At 69.3% G+C, this 16638-nt stretch carries 18 protein-coding genes and 1 pseudogene; 5 read left to right on the top strand and 14 right to left on the bottom strand.

The window, feature by feature from the left end; all coding sequences use genetic code 11:
• Positions 1-114: 114 nt before the first annotated feature.
• The 7 genes from C8K36_RS25260 to C8K36_RS19745 all read right to left on the bottom strand — a co-directional run bounded on the left by C8K36_RS25260 (position 115) and on the right by C8K36_RS19745 (position 6660).
• Entirely contained in the window at positions 115-240 is a 126-nt protein-coding gene (locus tag C8K36_RS25260) for a hypothetical protein (RefSeq protein WP_258195505.1), read from the bottom strand.
• 130 nt (positions 241-370) lie between these two features.
• Positions 371-517: a hypothetical protein gene (locus tag C8K36_RS24885; RefSeq protein ID WP_181319640.1), complete on the bottom strand. Its 147-nt coding sequence runs from the start codon at positions 515-517 to the stop codon at positions 371-373.
• Between the two features lie 25 nt (positions 518-542).
• Complete coding sequence (locus tag C8K36_RS19765; RefSeq protein ID WP_107986223.1) at positions 543-2642, bottom strand: xanthine dehydrogenase family protein molybdopterin-binding subunit; 2100 nt, start codon at positions 2640-2642, stop codon at positions 543-545.
• Positions 2639-3631: an FAD binding domain-containing protein gene (locus tag C8K36_RS19760; RefSeq protein ID WP_107986222.1), complete on the bottom strand. Its 993-nt coding sequence runs from the start codon at positions 3629-3631 to the stop codon at positions 2639-2641. Before C8K36_RS19760 ends, C8K36_RS19765 begins: the two co-directional genes overlap by 4 nt.
• Entirely contained in the window at positions 3628-4146 is a 519-nt protein-coding gene (locus tag C8K36_RS19755; RefSeq protein WP_107986221.1) for a 2Fe-2S iron-sulfur cluster-binding protein, read from the bottom strand. Before C8K36_RS19755 ends, C8K36_RS19760 begins: the two co-directional genes overlap by 4 nt.
• 134 nt (positions 4147-4280) lie before the next feature.
• Positions 4281-5297: a hemolysin family protein gene (locus C8K36_RS19750; RefSeq protein WP_107986220.1), complete on the bottom strand. Its 1017-nt coding sequence runs from the start codon at positions 5295-5297 to the stop codon at positions 4281-4283.
• On the bottom strand, positions 5290-6660 hold the full coding sequence (locus tag C8K36_RS19745) for a hemolysin family protein (RefSeq protein WP_107986219.1): 1371 nt from the start codon (positions 6658-6660) through the stop codon (positions 5290-5292). The genes C8K36_RS19750 and C8K36_RS19745 overlap by 8 nt, the downstream gene beginning before the upstream one ends.
• 223 nt (positions 6661-6883) lie before the next feature.
• Here C8K36_RS19745 and C8K36_RS19740 point away from each other — a divergent pair, with 223 nt between their 5' ends.
• Positions 6884-7813, top strand: coding sequence for a D-isomer specific 2-hydroxyacid dehydrogenase family protein (locus C8K36_RS19740; protein WP_107986218.1), 930 nt, complete (start codon positions 6884-6886; stop codon positions 7811-7813).
• Here the strand turns inward: C8K36_RS19740 and C8K36_RS19735 are convergent.
• The 4 genes and pseudogenes from C8K36_RS19735 to C8K36_RS19720 all read right to left on the bottom strand — a co-directional run bounded on the left by C8K36_RS19735 (position 7807) and on the right by C8K36_RS19720 (position 10532).
• Positions 7807-8421, bottom strand: a complete 615-nt coding sequence (locus tag C8K36_RS19735) for a dihydrofolate reductase family protein (RefSeq protein WP_107986217.1) — start codon at positions 8419-8421, stop codon at positions 7807-7809. The two genes, C8K36_RS19740 and C8K36_RS19735, sit on opposite strands and share 7 nt — an antisense overlap.
• Positions 8422-8575: 154 nt before the next feature.
• Positions 8576-8863, bottom strand: a pseudogene (locus C8K36_RS19730) (PaaI family thioesterase); the annotation flags it as partial.
• On the bottom strand, positions 8860-9759 hold the full coding sequence (locus C8K36_RS19725) for a mycobacterial-type methylenetetrahydrofolate reductase (RefSeq protein ID WP_107986216.1): 900 nt from the start codon (positions 9757-9759) through the stop codon (positions 8860-8862). The gene C8K36_RS19725 and the pseudogene C8K36_RS19730, both read right to left, overlap by 4 nt.
• Before the next feature lie 5 nt (positions 9760-9764).
• Positions 9765-10532, bottom strand: a complete 768-nt coding sequence (locus C8K36_RS19720; RefSeq protein WP_107986215.1) for an SAM-dependent methyltransferase — start codon at positions 10530-10532, stop codon at positions 9765-9767.
• A 240-nt stretch (positions 10533-10772) separates the two neighbouring features.
• On the opposite strand from C8K36_RS19720, the gene C8K36_RS19715 reads away from it, so the two are divergent.
• The 4 genes from C8K36_RS19715 (at position 10773) to C8K36_RS19700 (ending at position 14038) form a co-directional block, all read left to right on the top strand.
• The gene (locus tag C8K36_RS19715; protein WP_107986214.1) at positions 10773-11228 is read left to right on the top strand and encodes a hypothetical protein; all 456 of its coding nucleotides are present in this window, start codon (positions 10773-10775) and stop codon (positions 11226-11228) included.
• Positions 11229-11301: 73 nt separating this feature from the next.
• Entirely contained in the window at positions 11302-12174 is an 873-nt protein-coding gene (locus C8K36_RS19710) for a CPBP family intramembrane glutamic endopeptidase (RefSeq protein ID WP_107986213.1), read from the top strand.
• The gene (locus C8K36_RS19705; RefSeq protein ID WP_107986212.1) at positions 12171-13376 is read left to right on the top strand and encodes a sensor histidine kinase; all 1206 of its coding nucleotides are present in this window, start codon (positions 12171-12173) and stop codon (positions 13374-13376) included. The genes C8K36_RS19710 and C8K36_RS19705 overlap by 4 nt, the downstream gene beginning before the upstream one ends.
• Positions 13373-14038: a response regulator transcription factor gene (locus C8K36_RS19700; RefSeq protein WP_107986306.1), complete on the top strand. Its 666-nt coding sequence runs from the start codon at positions 13373-13375 to the stop codon at positions 14036-14038. The genes C8K36_RS19705 and C8K36_RS19700 overlap by 4 nt, the downstream gene beginning before the upstream one ends.
• Before the next feature lie 28 nt (positions 14039-14066).
• Here the strand turns inward: C8K36_RS19700 and C8K36_RS19695 are convergent, their stop codons facing one another.
• The 3 genes from C8K36_RS19695 to C8K36_RS19685 are packed head-to-tail and all read right to left on the bottom strand — an operon-like array spanning position 14067 to position 16530.
• Complete coding sequence (locus C8K36_RS19695; protein WP_107986211.1) at positions 14067-14897, bottom strand: NAD-dependent epimerase/dehydratase family protein; 831 nt, start codon at positions 14895-14897, stop codon at positions 14067-14069.
• Positions 14898-14957: 60 nt separating this feature from the next.
• Positions 14958-15362, bottom strand: coding sequence for a very short patch repair endonuclease (locus C8K36_RS19690; RefSeq protein WP_107986305.1), 405 nt, complete (start codon positions 15360-15362; stop codon positions 14958-14960).
• A gap of 22 nt (positions 15363-15384) precedes the next feature.
• A complete protein-coding gene (locus C8K36_RS19685; protein ID WP_181319647.1) occupies positions 15385-16530 on the bottom strand; it encodes a DNA (cytosine-5-)-methyltransferase in 1146 nt (381 codons plus the stop codon).
• Positions 16531-16638: the final 108 nt, after the last annotated feature.

Below are 16638 nucleotides of genomic sequence, written 5' to 3'. Positions count from 1 at the left end.
CATGCTGTTACGGACCGCACATGGAGAATCCCCCACCGGCAGCGCTGGTGGGGGATTCTCGAAAGTAGTGGTGGCGCGACGGCGCGATGGCGCTGCGGCCGTCGCGAGCTCACATCAGCTGAAGGAAGCCAGTGTGCCCATCACGCCCAGGATCGTGGCGATCGCGGTGAGCGCGGTGGCGACGCCGCTCACGACCGGCTTGACCTCGGCGACAGACGTAGCGAACTCGGAAGAACCCATAACTGCTTCCCATCCATGTGTTTGTTGGATTGCGCGAACCGCGCGCTCGCAAGTTACCGCATGGTAGGGACGAAGTGTGCGCCCTACCCTGGAATTCACCCGCGAAATCAACCCTGGTGGGGCGGGCCTCTCATCGATTCCAGCTCGACGGCAGCACTGCCGCGACCACGCCGATGGCGAGGGCGGTGAAGACCACCACCCAGAAGATCGCGAACGGGGTTCGTCCGAGCCCGACGGCTATCGCGCCGGGAATCAGGGAATTCCAGGAGACGCTCATGTCGTCGGCCCATCGGTCGGTCGTTTCAGATCTCTCGAATGTCCGGCAGGTGGGGGAGCAGGTCGTCCGCGCGGATCGGCAGTTCGCGCACGCGGATCCCGGTCGCGTTGCAGACGGCGTTGACGACGGCGGCAGCGCTGCCGACATTTCCGATCTCGCCGGCGCCGCGCGAGCCCATCGGGGTGGCGCGTTGGTCGATGTCATCGAGCCAGATCGCATCCATGTCCCGGATGTCCGCGTTCGTGGGAAAGTGGTACGTCGCGAGATCCTGAGTGACGACGTGTCCGAACCGGCCGTCGCGGACGCTCTCCTCGTGCAGCGCCATCGAGATCCCGAACGTCATGCCACCGAGTAGTTGAGAACGGACCGTGCGCGGGTTGACGACCCGGCCGATCGAGAACACTCCGAGCATGCGCGGAACGGTGATCTCGCCGGTGTGTACGTCGACGCGGGCTTCGATCAAATGTGCTCCGTAGGAATGGATTCTGTAGTTGTCGTCGGGTTCGGTGTCGGATTCCGCGGTCACCTCGGCCCCCTGGAGGGGATCGTCGCCGAACTCGGCGCGGAACTTGTGTGCGGCCGCCAGGATCGCCGAGCCCCACGATGACGTCCCGGACGATCCTCCCGCGACGGTTCCGTACGGCAACGCGGTGTCCCCGATCTCGAGTGCGATCTGTTCGGGGAGGCACCCCAGAGCGTCGGCGGCGATGAGCGTGAGCGTGGTCCACGTGCCGGTGCCGATGTCCACGGCGTCGATCTGCACGCCCAGCCGACCGTCCTCGCGGAGTCGGATGCTCGCCTTCGAACCCGCATTGATCATGTGCGGATAGGCGGCGCTCGCCACGCCGAAGCCGACAAGCGCGTCGCCTTCACGCCGACTCCCCGCCGGCCGCCGGGCTCCCCAACCGAATCGGCGGGCACCCTCGCGCAGACACTCGACCAGACGGCGCGACGCCCACGGCTTGCCGCTTTCCGGGTCGACGGACGGATCGTTGCGGACCCGCAGCTCGATGGGATCGATTCCGCAGGCTTCGGCGAGCTCGTCCATCGCCACCTCGCCCGCGTACATGCCGGGGGCTTCACCCGGTGCGCGCATCCAGTACGGCACCGGAACGTCGAGTGCCACGGCTCGGTGGGAGGTGCGCCGATGGGGGGCCGAATACATCGACCGGGACGGGACCGCGGTCTGCTCGACGAACTCCTTGGTGTGCGAACTCTGCGAGTACGCATCGTGCACCAGCGCCGTGATGCCGCCGTCGTGGTTCGCCGCAATCCGGATGTGCGACGCCGTCGGTGGACGGTAGCCGACGAAGACGAACATCTGCTGCCGGGTCACCGGGAACTTCACCGCTCGGCCGGGCAATGTCATCGCGGCCATGGCGGCGATGACGTTGTGCGCGTGCGGGGCGCCCTTGGAACCGAATCCGCCGCCCACATGCGGCGCGATCACCCGGATCTGCTCCGGGGACAACCCCAGAACCGGCGCGAGCGTGTCCGCGACTCCGTGCGGTCCCTGCGTGGAGTCGTACAGCGTCAGCGACTGTTCGGCCTCGTCCCACAGCGCGATGGTCGTGTGCGGTTCCATCGGATTGTTGTGCTCTTCCGGCGTCGTGTACCAGCCGTCGACGGTCACGCCGTCGGTGCGAGCCTCGGCGAAGGCGCCGTCCGGATCGCCCGCCTCCGTGGTGGTGTCGTAGCCGCCGTTGGCGGAGTCGGGGAGGTACATGCCCGCTGCGTCCGTACGAAATGTGGTGTCGTGAGTGTGGACGTCGTACTGGACGCGCACGAGGGACTGCGCGTGACGGGCCTGCTCCGGGGTCTCGGCGATCACGGCGCCGATCGGCTGCCCACGGAAGCCCACGGTCAGGTCTTGCAGTACGCAGTACTCGCCGTCCGTGGTGTCCGTCAGGCGCGGCGCATTCCACGGCGTGAGCACCGCCAGCACCCCGTCGGACATTTCGGCCGCGGTGGTGTCGATGTCCACGATGGATCCGCGCGCGATCGTCGAGGTGACCGCGTGCAGGAACACGGGGGCGGCCACGGAATGCTCGTACGCGTACGGGGCCGTTCCGGTGACCTTGGCGGGGCCGTCGATGCGCGGGAGGGAGCTGCCGATGGCGTTCACTGCGCCGCCTCCCCGGCAAGTTCTCGCAGCACGGCGACGGCGGTGCGTTGCAGCAGCGGGACCTTGAATCGGTTGCCGTCCAGGGGATGTGCCGTCGCCAGTTCGGCGTCGACCGCATCGGCGAACGCGTCGACGTCGGCGGTGCGCCCACGCAATGCCGCCTCGGCGCGCGTGGCCCGCCACGGCTTGTGCGCCACACCGCCGAAGGCGATGCGGACACGGGTGACGACTCCGGCGTCGAGTCCCAGTTCCGCGGCGACGGCGACCAGCGCAAATGCGTACGACGCGCGTTCGCGCACCTTCCGATACGACGACACCGCACCCGGCATCGGTGCCGGCAGCTCGACCGCGACGATCATCTCGTCGGATTCCAGCACGGTGTCCCGGTCGGGTTCGCGTCCCGGAAGCCGGTGGAACTCTGTCACCGGGATGCGCCGCTCACCGTCGGTGCCCAGCGCCAGCACCTGAGCGTCGAACATCGCGAGCGCCACCGCCATGTCCGACGGGTGGGTCGCGACGCAGGCGTCCGAGGCGCCCAGAATGGCGTGATGCCGGGTGAATCCACCGACCGCCGAGCACCCGGTGCCGGGCTGTCGCTTGTTGCACGGCGTCGACACGTCCTGGAAGTAGACGCACCGCGTTCGCTGGAGCAGGTTCCCGCCCGTCGTGGCCAGATTGCGCAACTGTGGTGACGCGCCGGCGGACAGGGCTCGTGACAGCGCCGGATAGCGTTCGCGAACAACAATATTCGCGGCCAGGTCGCTGTTGCGTACGTTGGTGCCGATCCGGAGCCCGCCGTCGTCTGTCGGGTCGACGGAATCGAGTGAAATCCGCGAAATGTCCACTACGAGTTGGGGGGTGGCGATGCCGAGCTTGAGGTGATCGACCAGGTTGGTCCCGCCGGCCAGTAACTTCGCGCCCGGATTCTCGTGCAGCAGCGCCACCGCCGCGGCCGCGTCGGCGGGGCGCTCGTAGCGGAACGGAATCACCTGTCGGCAGCGTTCTCGTGGGCGACCTGCCGGACGGCAGCGACGATGTTGGGGTAGGCGCCGCACCGGCACAGGTTGCCGCTCATCCGTTCGCGGATCTCGTTGTCGGTCAACTCCGGTGCGGAGGTGAGGTCCTCGGTCACATGACTCGGCGCCCCGTCTGCCACCTCGGCGAGCATCCCTACCGCCGAGCACACCTGGCCGGGCGTGCAGTAGCCGCACTGGAAGGCGTCCTGATCGATGAACGCCTGCTGGACAGGGTGGAGGCCGGAGTCCGACAGTCCGGACGCCGTGACGATTTCGGCGCCGTCCTGTGCCACGGCGAGTGACAGGCACGTCGTCACCCGTCGGCCGTCGACCAGTACCGTGCAGGAGCCGCACTGGCCGTGGTCGCAGCCCTTCTTGGGTGAGAAGACGCCGAGGCGGTCACGGAGCGCGTCGAGCAGCGTCGTGCGGGTGTCGACGGTGACGGTGCGTTCGGCGCCGTCCACAGAGAGGGTCACACGCATCTCCATGCGGAGGGAGTACCCCGAGATCTGCGGGCGGAAACCTCGGGATCACCGGAGCGGAAGTGCGTCGCCAAGTACGCACCGGAGGAGTGGACGTCGGCGGGACCGGGCGTCACTCCCGGTTCCGCCGCGTCCGTCGATCAGGCCGCGGCGCCCGTGATGGGCATCAGCCGCGCCAGGACGTCGGCGAGGGTGATCAACCCGATCAGCTGCCCGGCGTCGTCGCGGACGATCGCGATGTGGCTGCGGGTGTTCCGCATGGTCGCGAGCGCTTCGTAGACGGGGGTCGCCGCCTGCAGGGTGAGCACGTCACGCATCAGGTCGCGGGCACGGACGTCGGGCCCGGATCCGATGCTGTCGCGGACGTGCAGGACGCCCTCGACGTCGTCGCCGTTGCGGACCAGCAGGCGTAGGTGCCCGCTGGCGTCGGCGGTCTCGCGGATTCGCTCGACGGGTGCGTCGGCGTCGACGCTGCTCGGTCGGTCATTGGGTCGGACGATGTCGCCGACGGTGAGCGACTCGAGTTCCAGCGCGCTGGTGAGGTGCCCGTGGTAGCGCTCGTCGAGGGTGCCGACGGTCGCCGAGTGCTCGACGAGGTGCCGCAGCGCCTCGGGGTCCTGGCCGGACGCCACCTGATCCACAGCCTGCACGCCCACCTTTGCCAGGCACCAGTTCGCGACTCGGTTGAGGGCCACGATCAGCGGCCGTGTGAGCCACATGAATCCACGCATCGGGATCGCGAGCATCGTCGCGGACCTCTCCGGGTGGGCGATCGCCCACGACTTCGGCGCCATCTCGCCGACCACCAGGTGCAGGAACGTCACGATGATCAGTGCGAGCACGAATCCGGCGACGTCGGCCAGCCACAGCGGCGCGCCCCAGTCCGCGAAGGCGGGGGTGAGCCAGTGGTGCACAGCAGGTTTCGTCACGGCGCCCAGCGCGAGGGTGCAGACGGTGATGCCCAGCTGCGAGCCCGCGAGGAGCACCGACAGTTCGGACGCGCTGCGCAGTGCGGCGCGGGCCGAACGGCTGTTCGGAGCCGCGTCCTCGAGGCGGTGTCGGCGCGCGGCGATGAGGGCGAACTCGACCGCGACGAAGAAGGCGCTCGCGGCGATCAGTACGACGGTGACGGCGAGGACGATCCAGGGGTTACTCATCGACGGCGTCCTTCCGGTCGGTGCGGACGGTCACGAACAGCGCCGACGGCACGTGCTTGTCGACCGCGCGCACCTCCACGTCCAGGTAGGTCGGCGGTGGTGGCTCGTCGGCGACGAGGTCGGCAGGGTCGGCCGGAAGCTGGACGGTCACGGTGTCGCCCACCCGGGGGAGTCCCCCGAACTCGGCGATCACGAGGCCCGCGAACGTCTCGTAGTCGTCGTCCTCGGGCAGGTGCTCGTCGAGCACGCGGGCGACCTCGTCGACGTGCACGCCGCCGGGGATCAGCCAGCCGCCGTCGACGGCGACCACCTCGGTCTCCTCGTGGTCGGGGTCGTGTTCGTCGGCGATCTCGCCGACCAGTTCCTCTGCCATGTCCTCGACGGTGACGACGCCGGCGAAGCCGCCGTACTCGTCGATCACCAGCGCCATCTCGTCCTTCGCGGCGGTCAGCTGGGCGAGGACGTCGGGCAGCGGCAGCGTCGCCGGCACGATCACCGCCGGCCGGGTGTGGTCGGCGGCGGTGCCGACCGGATCCGCGCCGAGAAGGTCGTGCAGGTGGATGACGCCGCGCAGGTCGTCGCTGCTGGCGCCGACGACGGGGTAGCGGGTGTGCCCGGCGCCCATCCGCGCCACGACGTCGCCGATCGGTTCGCCCGCGCGAACGACGTCGACCCGCGCCCGCGGGATCATGGCGTGCTCGGCGGTGCGGGTCGGGAAGTCGAGGATGCGGTCGAGCAGCGTCGACAGCTCACGCGGCAGCTCGCCGGCGTCACGCGACTCGGCGACGATGTGCTCGAGGTCGCGGGGTGTCGCCGAGTGTTCGACGTCGTGCACGGGTTCGATCTTGAGCGCGCGCAGCAACAGGTTCGACGACTGATCGAACAGCCAGATCAGCCAGCCGAACAGCTTGAGGTAGAGCGTCGTGGACAGCGCGAGGCGCCGAGCGACGGGTTCGGGCCGGGCGATGGCGAGGTTCTTCGGGAACAACTCGCCGAAGACCATCTGCACGGCGGTGGAGAACAGCACCGCGAGGATCGCGCCGACGGCGATTCCGACACCTGTCGGGATTCCGATGCCGCCCATCAGTTCGCCGAGGCCGCGGCCGATGAGCGGTTCGGCGACGTAACCGACCAGCAGGCCGGTGACGGTGATGCCGAGTTGGGCTCCGGAGAGCATGAACGAGGTGCGGCGGGTGACGCCCAGGGCGCGGACGGCGGCGGCGTCGCCGGATTCGGCGCGCGCCTTGAGCCGGGACCGGTCCACCGCCATGTAGGCGAACTCCTGGGCCACGAAGTAGCCGGTCAGCGTGGTGATCGCCAGGACGACGGCGACACCGGCGACGATTCCGAGCAGGGTCAGCACGACGCCACCTCCACAGCCGGGGTGTCAGTCATGATCACACGTTGGTCGACGGGTCTTCGAGGTTTACGCGGCCTGCGTCTCATGGCCTTCTTTCTGTCGGTCGGAACTTCCTACGAAAATAGGACGAATCGCCCATCGGTATGGTTCCGGAGTCGGGTCCCGATGTGAGCGACTGCGCGAACAGCGGTCCCGACACCTGGACCGTGCCGTGTGAGGAGAGCCCGTGACGACATCGATTCCCATCGCGTTGGGACCCGAGCCCGACGAGCTGCTGGCAGACGCCGTCGCCCGCGGCGGCGGCCGAATCGTCGACCTCGCGGAGGCTGAGGCGCTGGTGTGGGCGGGCGACGACACGACCCGGTTCCCGGGCGAGCTGCCCGCGTCGATCCGCTGGGTGCAGCTGCATTCGGCCGGTGTCGAGCACTGGTTCGACGCCGGGGTGATCCAGCGGCACCCCGACCTCCTGTGGACCTCGGCGGCGGGCGCCTTCTCGGCGAGCGTCGCGGAGCACGCCTTCGCGCTGTTGTTGGCGGGTGTGCGGGCGCTGCCCGAGCACCTCGCGGCCACCACGTGGCGTCAGAAGGAGTTCTTCGACAAGGTAGGCACCCTGCGCGGGGCCCGCGTCGCGATCATCGGTGCGGGCGGCATCGGCCGGACCATGATCCCGATGCTCACCGCGGTGGGAGCGACGGTGATCGCGGTGAACCGCTCCGGCCGCGAGGTCCCCGGCGCCGACGAGGTCGTGACCGCGGACCGGGTGGACGAGGTGTTCGGACGCGTCGACCACGTCGTGATCGCGGCCCCGTCGACGTCCGACACCCAACACCTCGTCGGTGCACCGCAGCTGGCGAAGCTCGGTCCCCGGTCGTGGGTGATCAACGTGGCGCGTGGCCCGCTAGTCGACACCGACGCAGTGGTGGACGCCTTGCGTGACAACAGGATCGGGGGAGTGGGGCTCGACGTCACCGATCCCGAGCCGCTGCCCGACGGTCACCCGCTGTGGACGCTGCCGAACGCGATCATCACCCCGCACGACTCCAACCCGCCGTCGGTGCGGTTGAGCGCGTTCGCCGACCACGTCGCCGAGAACGTGCGGCGCTTCGTCGCGGGTGAGGAGCTGGCGGCGCGGATCGATCCGGCGGCGGGCTACTGACCTTCGGGGGTGCGGGCGCGGTAGGTGCACACCTGGGTGCCCGCGCTTCCGGTGGTCGCGGAGACCAGTTCGAACGCACGCAGGCCACCGTCGTCGGGGAAGATCGTCTTGCCGCCACCGAGGACCACCGGCATGTGCATGAGCCGGAGTTCGTCGACCAGGTTCTCGCTCAACAGGGTTCGCACCAGCGTGGGGCTGCCCATCACCACCAGATCGCCGCCGTGGGCGTCGCCGTCGGCATCGCGGAGCTTCCGGAGCGCGGCCACGGCGTCGCCGCCCGGGATGCGGGTGGTGTTGTTCCAGTTCAACTGCTCGTCGGTGAGGGTCGTCGACACCACGTACTTCGGGATGGAGTTCATCCGGTCGGCGAACGGGTCACCGGCGCGGTCGGGCCAGGCGGCGGCCATCGTCTGCCACGTACGGCGTCCGAACAGCAGCGCGTCGGCCTTGCCGAGCACGTCGGCGAAGGCCCCGCCCACCACCTCGGGATCGAAGAACGGGTGCGACCAGCCCCCGTGGGCGAAACCGCCGTCGGTGTCCTCGTCGGGGCCGCCGGGCGCCTGCACGACGCCGTCCAGGCTGATGAACTCGCTGACCACGATGCGCATGGGTTCGCTCCTTGTTGTCGTTCACGGTCTCGCGGGTATGGACTCGTCGATCGGGGAAAAATCATCGCGCGGGCCGTCCAGCGCCACGTTTCCTCGGGAAACACGCGCTGATCAGTGTTGCTGCCGGGGGAGATCCGGTTCAGGGAGCCACGGGAAGCACGGTGCCCTGCGCGGGTCGCATGTACTCGATGGTCATCCCGCCGGTGAGGACCCCGGGGCCGAGCACCGTGCCGGCCGCGTAGGTGAGACAGTTGTCGGCGGCAAAGGACAACACACCGCCGTGGAAGAAGCCGTTCTGTTGCAGCAGGTCCGGTCGAGCATCTACCTCGAGGACGGCGCCGTGCTCGTCGAAGGAGACGAGTCGCGCGCCCAGCAGCACACTGAACGGCTGCGACGCCAGATGCGCACGGGCGTCCCCGAGGTCGAGCCTGTCACTACTCACGACGTCGCCGTCGCGGGACGCGGTGACCAGTAGTCGAGCATCGCGGCGAAGGTCTCGCACGCACCGTCCGAAAGTCCGTACGGCGATTCCAGATTCACGCTCATCGGAAAGCCGAGTTCGCCGACGCCGTCGACGATTCGCCGGTACAGGTCTACGAGGGCGCCGCGGCGCTGCCGAGGTGAGCTCGCCGCGAGGTGCGCGACGAACGCCTGCTCCTGCGCAACGTCGTCGTTGCCGTCGTCGTGGACGAGCCAGTCGATCAGCCGGGTCCGCGCCTCGATACCCGGAACGAAGCCGAACGACAGCAGGATCTCCGGACGGTGGTCGGTCCGGGCAGCGAACGAGCGGAGAAAGTTCACGATCCGATCGGAGTACAGCAACTGCGTCAGCGCGAACGTCGCTCCCCGCTCGCACTTTCCGGCGAATCGGTCGAGCTCACCTCGGCGAGTGGGGATGAGGACGATGCCCCGGTGCGGTACCGCGTCCCGGAACATCGCGACCGCATCCTCCGGCGTGATTCCCGCCGCGTCGGCGGCCGGCACACCGTGCGGTTTTCCGACGAACGTGATGCCGTCGATACCGGCGGCCCGCAGGCGGCGCACCCGCTCGGACAGGTGCTGCTCGTCGTCGAACACGGTCACCTGCGCGCAGAGACCCGACACGCCGTGAAACGACTCCCGGACGACCTCCCAGAAGTCGAGAGCGTCCAGTCTCGGTGCGAGCGCGACCGGTCTGTTCGCATCCTCCGGGACGATGCCCGGGATCATGACATGGCCGATCCGGTCGGTCAGCCCGTGTCGGTCGCAGTGTTCGGCCGCAGCCGTGGATGTCCGTGCGGCGTCGGTCTCGCCGCACTCGATTTCAGGTGGCACCAACTCCAGCGCCACGGTGCGCATGGCGCTCAACGACGTTCGGCTGTCAGCAGCCACGCCGGGGCGAGGAGGCGACCGCGGTCGTCGTGGTCGAGTCCGGCCGCCGCGGCAGCCAGCGGCGCAGAGTCCTGGTTCTCCATATCGGCGCGGGTCATTGCGGTCGTGTAGGTGGATCTCTCCAGTCGGTGAATGTCCCACCCTGCCTCGGTGAGGGTGTCCCGTACGTCAGCCTCGCTGATGCGGAAGGGGCCGGGGAAGTCGTCCGGTACCCGGTCGGAGAAGCACACCAGATGCAGTCGGGCCGCCGGACGACAGGCGCCGTGCAGCGAGGTGACGTACCGGAGGCGCTGCTCCTCGGGGAAACAGTGATAGAGGGCGCTGTCCACGACGGTGGTGAACCGGTCGGCATAGTCGCTCAGGTCGGTGGCGTCGGCTACCGCGAACTCCACCCGTTCGTCCAGTCCACGCTGCCGTGCGCGACCGCGCGCGATGTCGATCGCAGCGGGTGCGGCGTCGAGGCCGCACACCCGGTATCCGCGGTCTGCGAGAAATATCGCGTTTTCTCCTGGGCCGCAGCCGATATCGAGAACCTCGTCGGAGATCTGGCCGTCGGCCTCGAGTGCGCGCACCACCGGTTGCGCCTCCCCGATGTCCCAGGGAACCCGGTCGAATCGGAAGCCGGGAAGCTGCTCGGTACCGGGCGGCTGCCGATTCCGGCTGAGGGCGTCGAAATCGCCCCGATAGAGGGCGTCGAAGTCAGCGGGATCCGGCGGTGGTTGGGGGACTTCGGAGTTCATGTGCTGCTCCTTCCGGACTGCGGAGTCTTTCCAGCCGCGGCACCGTGGCGCGCGTCGAGATCTCAGTCGGCACCGACGATCGATCCACGCGGATCATCTCCCTGGACGAGGGGCGCCGCCCCGGTGTCCCGCAGCGGTGAGTCCGTTACCGATGGTACCGAGAAACCGGGCCGTCGCGGACGCTGTCAGGCGTCGCCGGAGGCGTCGGTTCGGACTCGCACGGTGGGGCATCATGAGGGCATGATCATCGAGAGGGAGTCGGTCGTCGCGGCGTCCGCCGATCGTGTGTGGGCGCGCGTGGTGACTCCCGAGGGCATCAACGACGAGTTGCGTCCCTGGATGACGATGAGCATTCCCCGTCGACTCGGGCCCGTCACCATCGCGACCGTGCCGATCGGCGTCCCGCTGGGCCGAGCGTGGTTGCGTCTGTTCGGTGTCCTGCCCTTCGAGTACGACGCGCTCACCATCGCGGAATTGGTTCCGGGGCAGCGCTTCCACGAGAGATCGACGATGTTGACCATGCGGCGCTGGGAGCACGAGCGGAGCCTGACTCCCGCCGGTGCCGGCCGCACCGTGGTGCGCGATCGTGTCACTCTCGAAGCTCGACTGCCGTTCCTGACGCCCGTCCTGGGGGTCGTGGTGCGCGGCTTGTTCGCCCACCGACACCGGCGGTTGCGCCGCCGCTTCGGCGTTTAGGTAGCGCGTGCGCTACCTCGAGACGGTCTCGTGGGCTACAGCATTTCGGTGTTCGTCGCCGTGAAGTGGAGGTATGACTACTGCGCCATCTGTTCCCGAGCCGGTAACCGCCCGCGACGAGTCGCTGCGCCGCCGCGGAATCGTCTGGTTCCTCGTCCTCGCCTTCGGGGCGTCCTGGATACCGTGGGCGATCGTGTGGACGGCCGGGTCCTCGCTCGACGACCCGATCGTCCAGTTGCTCACCGCTGCCTTCGTGCCCGCTCTCGCCGCGATCGTCACGCGCCGCTGGATCACTCGCGAGGGGTTCGCCGACGCGGGGCTGAGGCCGCGAGTCTCCGCCGCGTGGTCCTCCTACGTGATCGCCGCGCTGCTGCCGATCGGGCTTCTCGGGATCGCGTCGGCGCTGGCGGCGGCAACGGGGGTGTGGGACGTCGCCGGGTGGCGGTTCGGTGGAGACGATCTGGCCTTCGTGGCGTTCGCACTGGTCGTGCCGGTGGCGGCCGCGCCCGTGTTCTGGGGAGAGGAATTCGGTTGGACCGCGTACCTGAGGGATCGGCTCGTGCCGGGCAGGCCGGTTGCAACCACCTTCGCGACCGGGTTGATCTGGGGTGTGTGGCACTGGCCGTTGCCCTGGGTGGGGTACTTCGGCGCCGGGGGTACGGCAACCGACGCCGTGATCGCGATGCTGCTGTGGATTCCGCTGTCGGTGCTGCTGGAGTTCGTGATCGGTTGGCTGTGGAGCCGTAGCGGATCGGTGTGGCCGTCCGCGATCCTGCACGGCGGCAGCAACCTCGTGGTGGCAGTGGGTCTCGAGCGTCTCGTCGGCTCGGGCGGTCACGCGAGTGCCGTTACTCTCCTCATGTGCGCTGCCTACGTTCCGGTCGTCGCCTGCATCGTCGGGGCGTCGATGATGCGTGAGCGCCGGAAGCCGGGGGTGGAGCTGTGACGGGGAGTGTGTCGGAGGCCGTGCGGTCCGGCCCCCGGTACCTCGTCACCCAGTGGCCGTGGCGCTCTCTCACGTGCCTCGTCGTCGCCGGTGTCCTCTCGTGTGTCGCCGTGATCGGCGTCGTCCCGATCCTGCTGCTGGGGCTCACGCGTCGACTGCGGACGGCGCTGTGGGAACCGATGCTGCGTGCGCACTGTGCACGGTTGCGGCTGATCGACCCGGCCCTTGCGATGCGCGTGGAATCCGACGTGCGGGCGTCCGCGGACGAACAGCGGCTGCCCACTGCCCGGCACGTCGCCTACGTCCTGGTTGCAGCCATCTCCGGCGGTCTCGCCGGACTCCTCGCGGTCTTCGGCGTCGCCGTCGTCGGCATTCTGCTCGCCGCGCCTGTCGTCGTCCGCGACGACTACTTCGAACTCGGATCCTGGACCATCGAAACAAGTTCGGGTGCTTGGGGACTGGCGCTGGCGGGGTTGGTGATCGCGATGCTCTTGTCGTTCGGGGTCGGGGCCTGGGGTATGGCCGAGTCCGGGGTGGCCCGGCGGCTCCTCACGTTCGACGCCGACCCCTGGCGTCGGGAGGCGGCTCGCCTCGAGACGAGCCGGTCCGAACTCCTCGATGCCGAGGGTTCCGAGCGTGCTCTGCTCGAGTCGGAGCTGCACGACAGGGTTCAGCATCGGCTGGTCGCTCTGTCGATGAGCCTCGGACTGGCCGAGGCGGCCGATTCCGACGGACCCGCCGGCCGTCTCGCCGCCGACGCGCACCGACAGGTGGACGAGACCCTCGCGGAGCTGCGGGCCGTGCTGCTCGGGTACTCGCCGCGGGCGCTGATCGAACGCGGCCTCGCCCCCGCCCTGGTGGATCTGGTCGCCGACATCCCCCTCGACGTCGACGTGGAACTCGACGGTGCGGCCGATCAGCGGCTACCGCCACCCGTCGAACACATGTCGTACGTCCTTGTCTCCGAGGCGCTGACGAATGCCGTTCGGCATGCCGGGGCACGGCACGTCGCCGTCCGTGGTGATCGGGTCGCGAACACATGGCTGTTGAGCGTCACCGACGACGGGGGTGGAGGTGCGCAGTTCACCGCAGGCGGCGGCCTCGACAGACTGCGTGGACGGCTCGGAGCTCTCGACGGAATCCTCACTGTGACAAGTCCCGTCGGAGGTCCGACGGTCGTCCGAATGGAGTGCCCGGTGTGACATCGACGGAACGGCCGCTACGAATAGTTCTCGCGGAGGACAGCCCGCTGCTGAGGGCGGGAGTGGAGAGTGTGCTCGCCTCTGCCGGACACGACGTGTGCGCAGCAGTGGGCGATGCGCCGACGCTCCTGCATGCGTGGGAGGCGTACGGGCCGGACGTCGTCGTCACTGATGTCCGGATGCCCCCCACCAATACGGACGACGGACTGAGGGCAGCGGCCGCGATCCGGAAGTTGCAGCCGAAACTACCCATTGTCGTTCTTTCGCAGTATGTCTCGGTGGCGTATCTGGACGAGCTGCTCGGTGACGCTGCAGAGGGCGGCGTCGGGTATCTCCTGAAGGAACGTGTCGGGCACGTTCGCCAGTTCCTCGAAGCGGTTGCCCGGGTGGCTCGTGGTGAGGCGATCATCGACCCGGACGTCGTGCGCGCGCTCGTGAAGGCGACCAGGAGCCGGGGGCCGCTCGCAGCCCTCACGCCCCGCGAGCGGGAGGTGCTCGCACTGGTCGCGGAGGGGCACACGAACTCCGGCATCGCGCAACGGTTGACGGTGTCCGAGGCCGCGGTGCGCAAGCACATCGGATCCATCTTCTCGAAGCTGCCGTTGGAGGACGGCGACCGGCGGGTACAGGCGACGCTCGTCTATCTGCGATCCCTCGGATGACCGCAGCCGGACGCCGACCGCGGAACCGTCAGCCGGACATTCCTATCCGCCACGACGCGTATTGCGGTACCCAGCCGAGGTTGCGGGCCTTCGCATTCGACGCCCCCCGGCCGTTGCCCGGGCCGAGCCCGGTCGGAACCTGGGCGCCCACCCAGCGGCAGAAGGTCGGCACCCAGGTGTCCGGCCCGGCGGGCTCGTCGTCGACGACGTTCACGATCCCGGACGGCCAGGAGAGCGCGGCGACGGTGGGTGCGACGGTGTCGGTGATGTGCAGGAAGCTCTCGACCCCATTGCCGGCGAACACGCCGTCGCGGGCGGCGCGGCCGAAGTCGCCGTCGGGGGAGTACCACGTGCCCGGTCCGTACAGCTTTCCGTAGCGCAGGATCACGTGGTTGGGGATCTCCGCGGACGCGTGCTCCATCGCCACCACTCCCTCGACGGTTCGCGCTACCGGCCCGTCCGGCGTCATCAGCGGCACGGTTTCGTCGGCGAGGCCCTCCCCGTCGGCATACAACCAGGCGATGCTCTGGGTGACGAGCCGGTCGACGCCGTAGCGGCGCATCGCGTCGACGAGGTTGCGAGTACCGACGGTGCGCAGGGCGGCGTTCGCCTCGAGGTCGACCGCGGACAGATCGGTGAGTTGGTGGATGACGGCGTCGGGGCGGGCCTCGGCGACGGCATGATCGACCGAGGCGGCGTCGAAGGCGTCCAGACGCAAGACGGTGGCGCCCGCGTCGCGCAATTCGGGACGCGTGTCGGGGTTGCGCGAGGTGCCCACCACCTCGTGGCCCTGCGCGATCAGTTCCCGGGTCAGTGGCAGTCCGACGACGCCCCCGGCGCCCGCGACGAGGATCCTCATGTCGAAGAGCCTAAGAAAAAGCCGACGGCCACGGTGGTTTCGCGGCCGATTCGAGACCGATCACGTGTGGGACAGGGCCGTTTGCACCCGATCTGCGGCTTCCGTCGGATCCTCGTGTTCCCAGATCCGGACGACGGTCCAGCCCGCCGCCTCGAGCCGGGTGTCGGTGTCGCGGTCGCGAATGACGTTGGCGGCCAACTTGTCCGCCCACCACTGGGCGTTGTTCTTGGGGGCGGTCGCGTGCTGCGGGCAGCTGTGCCAGAAACAGCCGTCGACGTAGACGGCGACGCGCTTGCGGGGGAAGACGAGATCGGCGCGGCGCCGCAGTCCGCGCAGCGGTGCCCGGTCGACGAAGAATCGCGCCCCACGGCGGTGCAGTTCGCGGCGCAGCGCCACCTCCGGCGCGGTGTCGCGTCGGCGCTGCGCCCGCATCCGGGCACTGGTCAGGGGATCGGTGGGCGGCATCGCCACCATCCTCGCACCGGGTTCAGGCCACCGCTTCCGGGTAGCCGCCCATCCGGTCGAGGTGGCTCTCGATGTCGTCCAGGAAGCCGGGCACGAACCGCAGGCTGCCGGTGCGGGCCCGCTTGAGGAACCCGGCGGTGGCCCGCGCGGACAGCAGTTGCGAGTGCTCGAGGAACCCGCTGAGGTCCTCGTACGGGTGCTGCACCGGCCAGTGTGACTCGTGTACTCGGAACGCCTGGCGGTTATGGCCCCACGCGGCGCTGGGCCACGCGTCGCCCGGCCTGAGTGGGGTCTCGTGGTCCGGGCTGTAGGGGCGCAGGTCGGCGAGGCGTCCGCCCACCCACTCGGCCATCCGCACGCTCACGGCGTTGCCGACCAGGCGCCAGCGGTGCCCGTTGCGGATGCCCTTGAGCTGCGTGGCGGGGGCCGTCCAGTCGGGGTCGAAGCCCTGCAGTCGCTCGGCGTCGATCAGGCCGGGCGTGACGATCTCGCCCGACGGCAGCCGAACTGCGGGCGGGGAAGCGATGCCGACCGTCGAGCCGCCCTTGAGTGTGGGCACCGCGTTGACGGCCCACCCGAGCCCGCGGATGCCCTCGGTCCAGTAGAAGCCGCACGGGTACTGCGACGGATCTCCCGCGTCCGGGGCGCCCGCATCCTGCCCGAACAGCACCTCGCGGGGGTCGTCGGTGCGCGACGCGAGCATCAGCACGCGCTGACGCCGCTGCGGCAGTCCGAACGCGCGGGCGTCCACCACCCGGTACGCCCACGTGTAGCCGAGGTCCTCGAGCGCGTCGGTGATGTGCCGCATCGCGGCGCCGCGGCTGAGTTGCAGCATGAACGGGACGTTCTCGATGAGCAGCCAGCGCGGGCCCTTCTTGCGCTTGACCAGCCGGAACACCTCGTCGACCAGGCCCGAACGCGCGCCGGTGATGCCGGCGGTGCGTCCGGCCTGCGACAGGTCCTGGCACGGGAAACCCGCGGCCACCAGCTCGGTGGCCTGCGGCAGCGAGCGCAGTCGGGTGACGTCACCGTGCAGTTCGACGTCCGCGAACCGGGTGCGCAGCACCTGCTGGGCGCCGGGGTCGATCTCGCACAACAGCTCGGTTTCCCAGCCGTGGCTGCGTAGCCCCAACTCCACCCCGCCGATGCCGGCGAACAGCCCCACCATGTTCCCGGTCGACGTCACGGCACCCTTCCTCACGCACAAATACCAGGAGCACGTTACTCGAGTCCTCCGACGTGGCCGCGTCACGCCGCCCGCCCGGTTCGCTCGGCG

Origin of the sequence: Rhodococcus sp. OK519, assembly GCF_003051005.1 — a bacterium.
Lineage (GTDB): Bacteria > Actinomycetota > Actinomycetes > Mycobacteriales > Mycobacteriaceae > Prescottella.
Note: the sequence above shows the minus strand (reverse complement) of the source record. Positions and strands in the feature narration are given on the sequence as shown.

Excerpts from the sequence above, each read along its gene's own strand:
- C8K36_RS25260 (WP_258195505.1), bottom strand. The coding sequence starts at position 240 with ATGGGTTCTTCCGAGTTCGCTACGTCTGTCGCCGAGGTCAAGCCGGTC.
- C8K36_RS24885 (WP_181319640.1), bottom strand. The coding sequence starts at position 517 with ATGAGCGTCTCCTGGAATTCCCTGATTCCCGGCGCGATAGCCGTCGGG.
- C8K36_RS19755 (WP_107986221.1), bottom strand. The coding sequence starts at position 4,146 with ATGGAGATGCGTGTGACCCTCTCTGTGGACGGCGCCGAACGCACCGTC.
- C8K36_RS19750 (WP_107986220.1), bottom strand. The coding sequence starts at position 5,297 with ATGAGTAACCCCTGGATCGTCCTCGCCGTCACCGTCGTACTGATCGCC.
- C8K36_RS19735 (WP_107986217.1), bottom strand. The coding sequence starts at position 8,421 with ATGCGCATCGTGGTCAGCGAGTTCATCAGCCTGGACGGCGTCGTGCAG.
- C8K36_RS19725 (WP_107986216.1), bottom strand. The coding sequence starts at position 9,759 with ATGCGCACCGTGGCGCTGGAGTTGGTGCCACCTGAAATCGAGTGCGGC.
- C8K36_RS19720 (WP_107986215.1), bottom strand. The coding sequence starts at position 10,532 with ATGAACTCCGAAGTCCCCCAACCACCGCCGGATCCCGCTGACTTCGAC.
- C8K36_RS19715 (WP_107986214.1), top strand. The coding sequence starts at position 10,773 with ATGATCATCGAGAGGGAGTCGGTCGTCGCGGCGTCCGCCGATCGTGTG.
- C8K36_RS19710 (WP_107986213.1), top strand. The coding sequence starts at position 11,302 with ATGACTACTGCGCCATCTGTTCCCGAGCCGGTAACCGCCCGCGACGAG.
- C8K36_RS19695 (WP_107986211.1), bottom strand. The coding sequence starts at position 14,897 with ATGAGGATCCTCGTCGCGGGCGCCGGGGGCGTCGTCGGACTGCCACTG.
- C8K36_RS19690 (WP_107986305.1), bottom strand. The coding sequence starts at position 15,362 with ATGCCGCCCACCGATCCCCTGACCAGTGCCCGGATGCGGGCGCAGCGC.
- C8K36_RS19685 (WP_181319647.1), bottom strand. The coding sequence starts at position 16,530 with ATGGTGGGGCTGTTCGCCGGCATCGGCGGGGTGGAGTTGGGGCTACGC.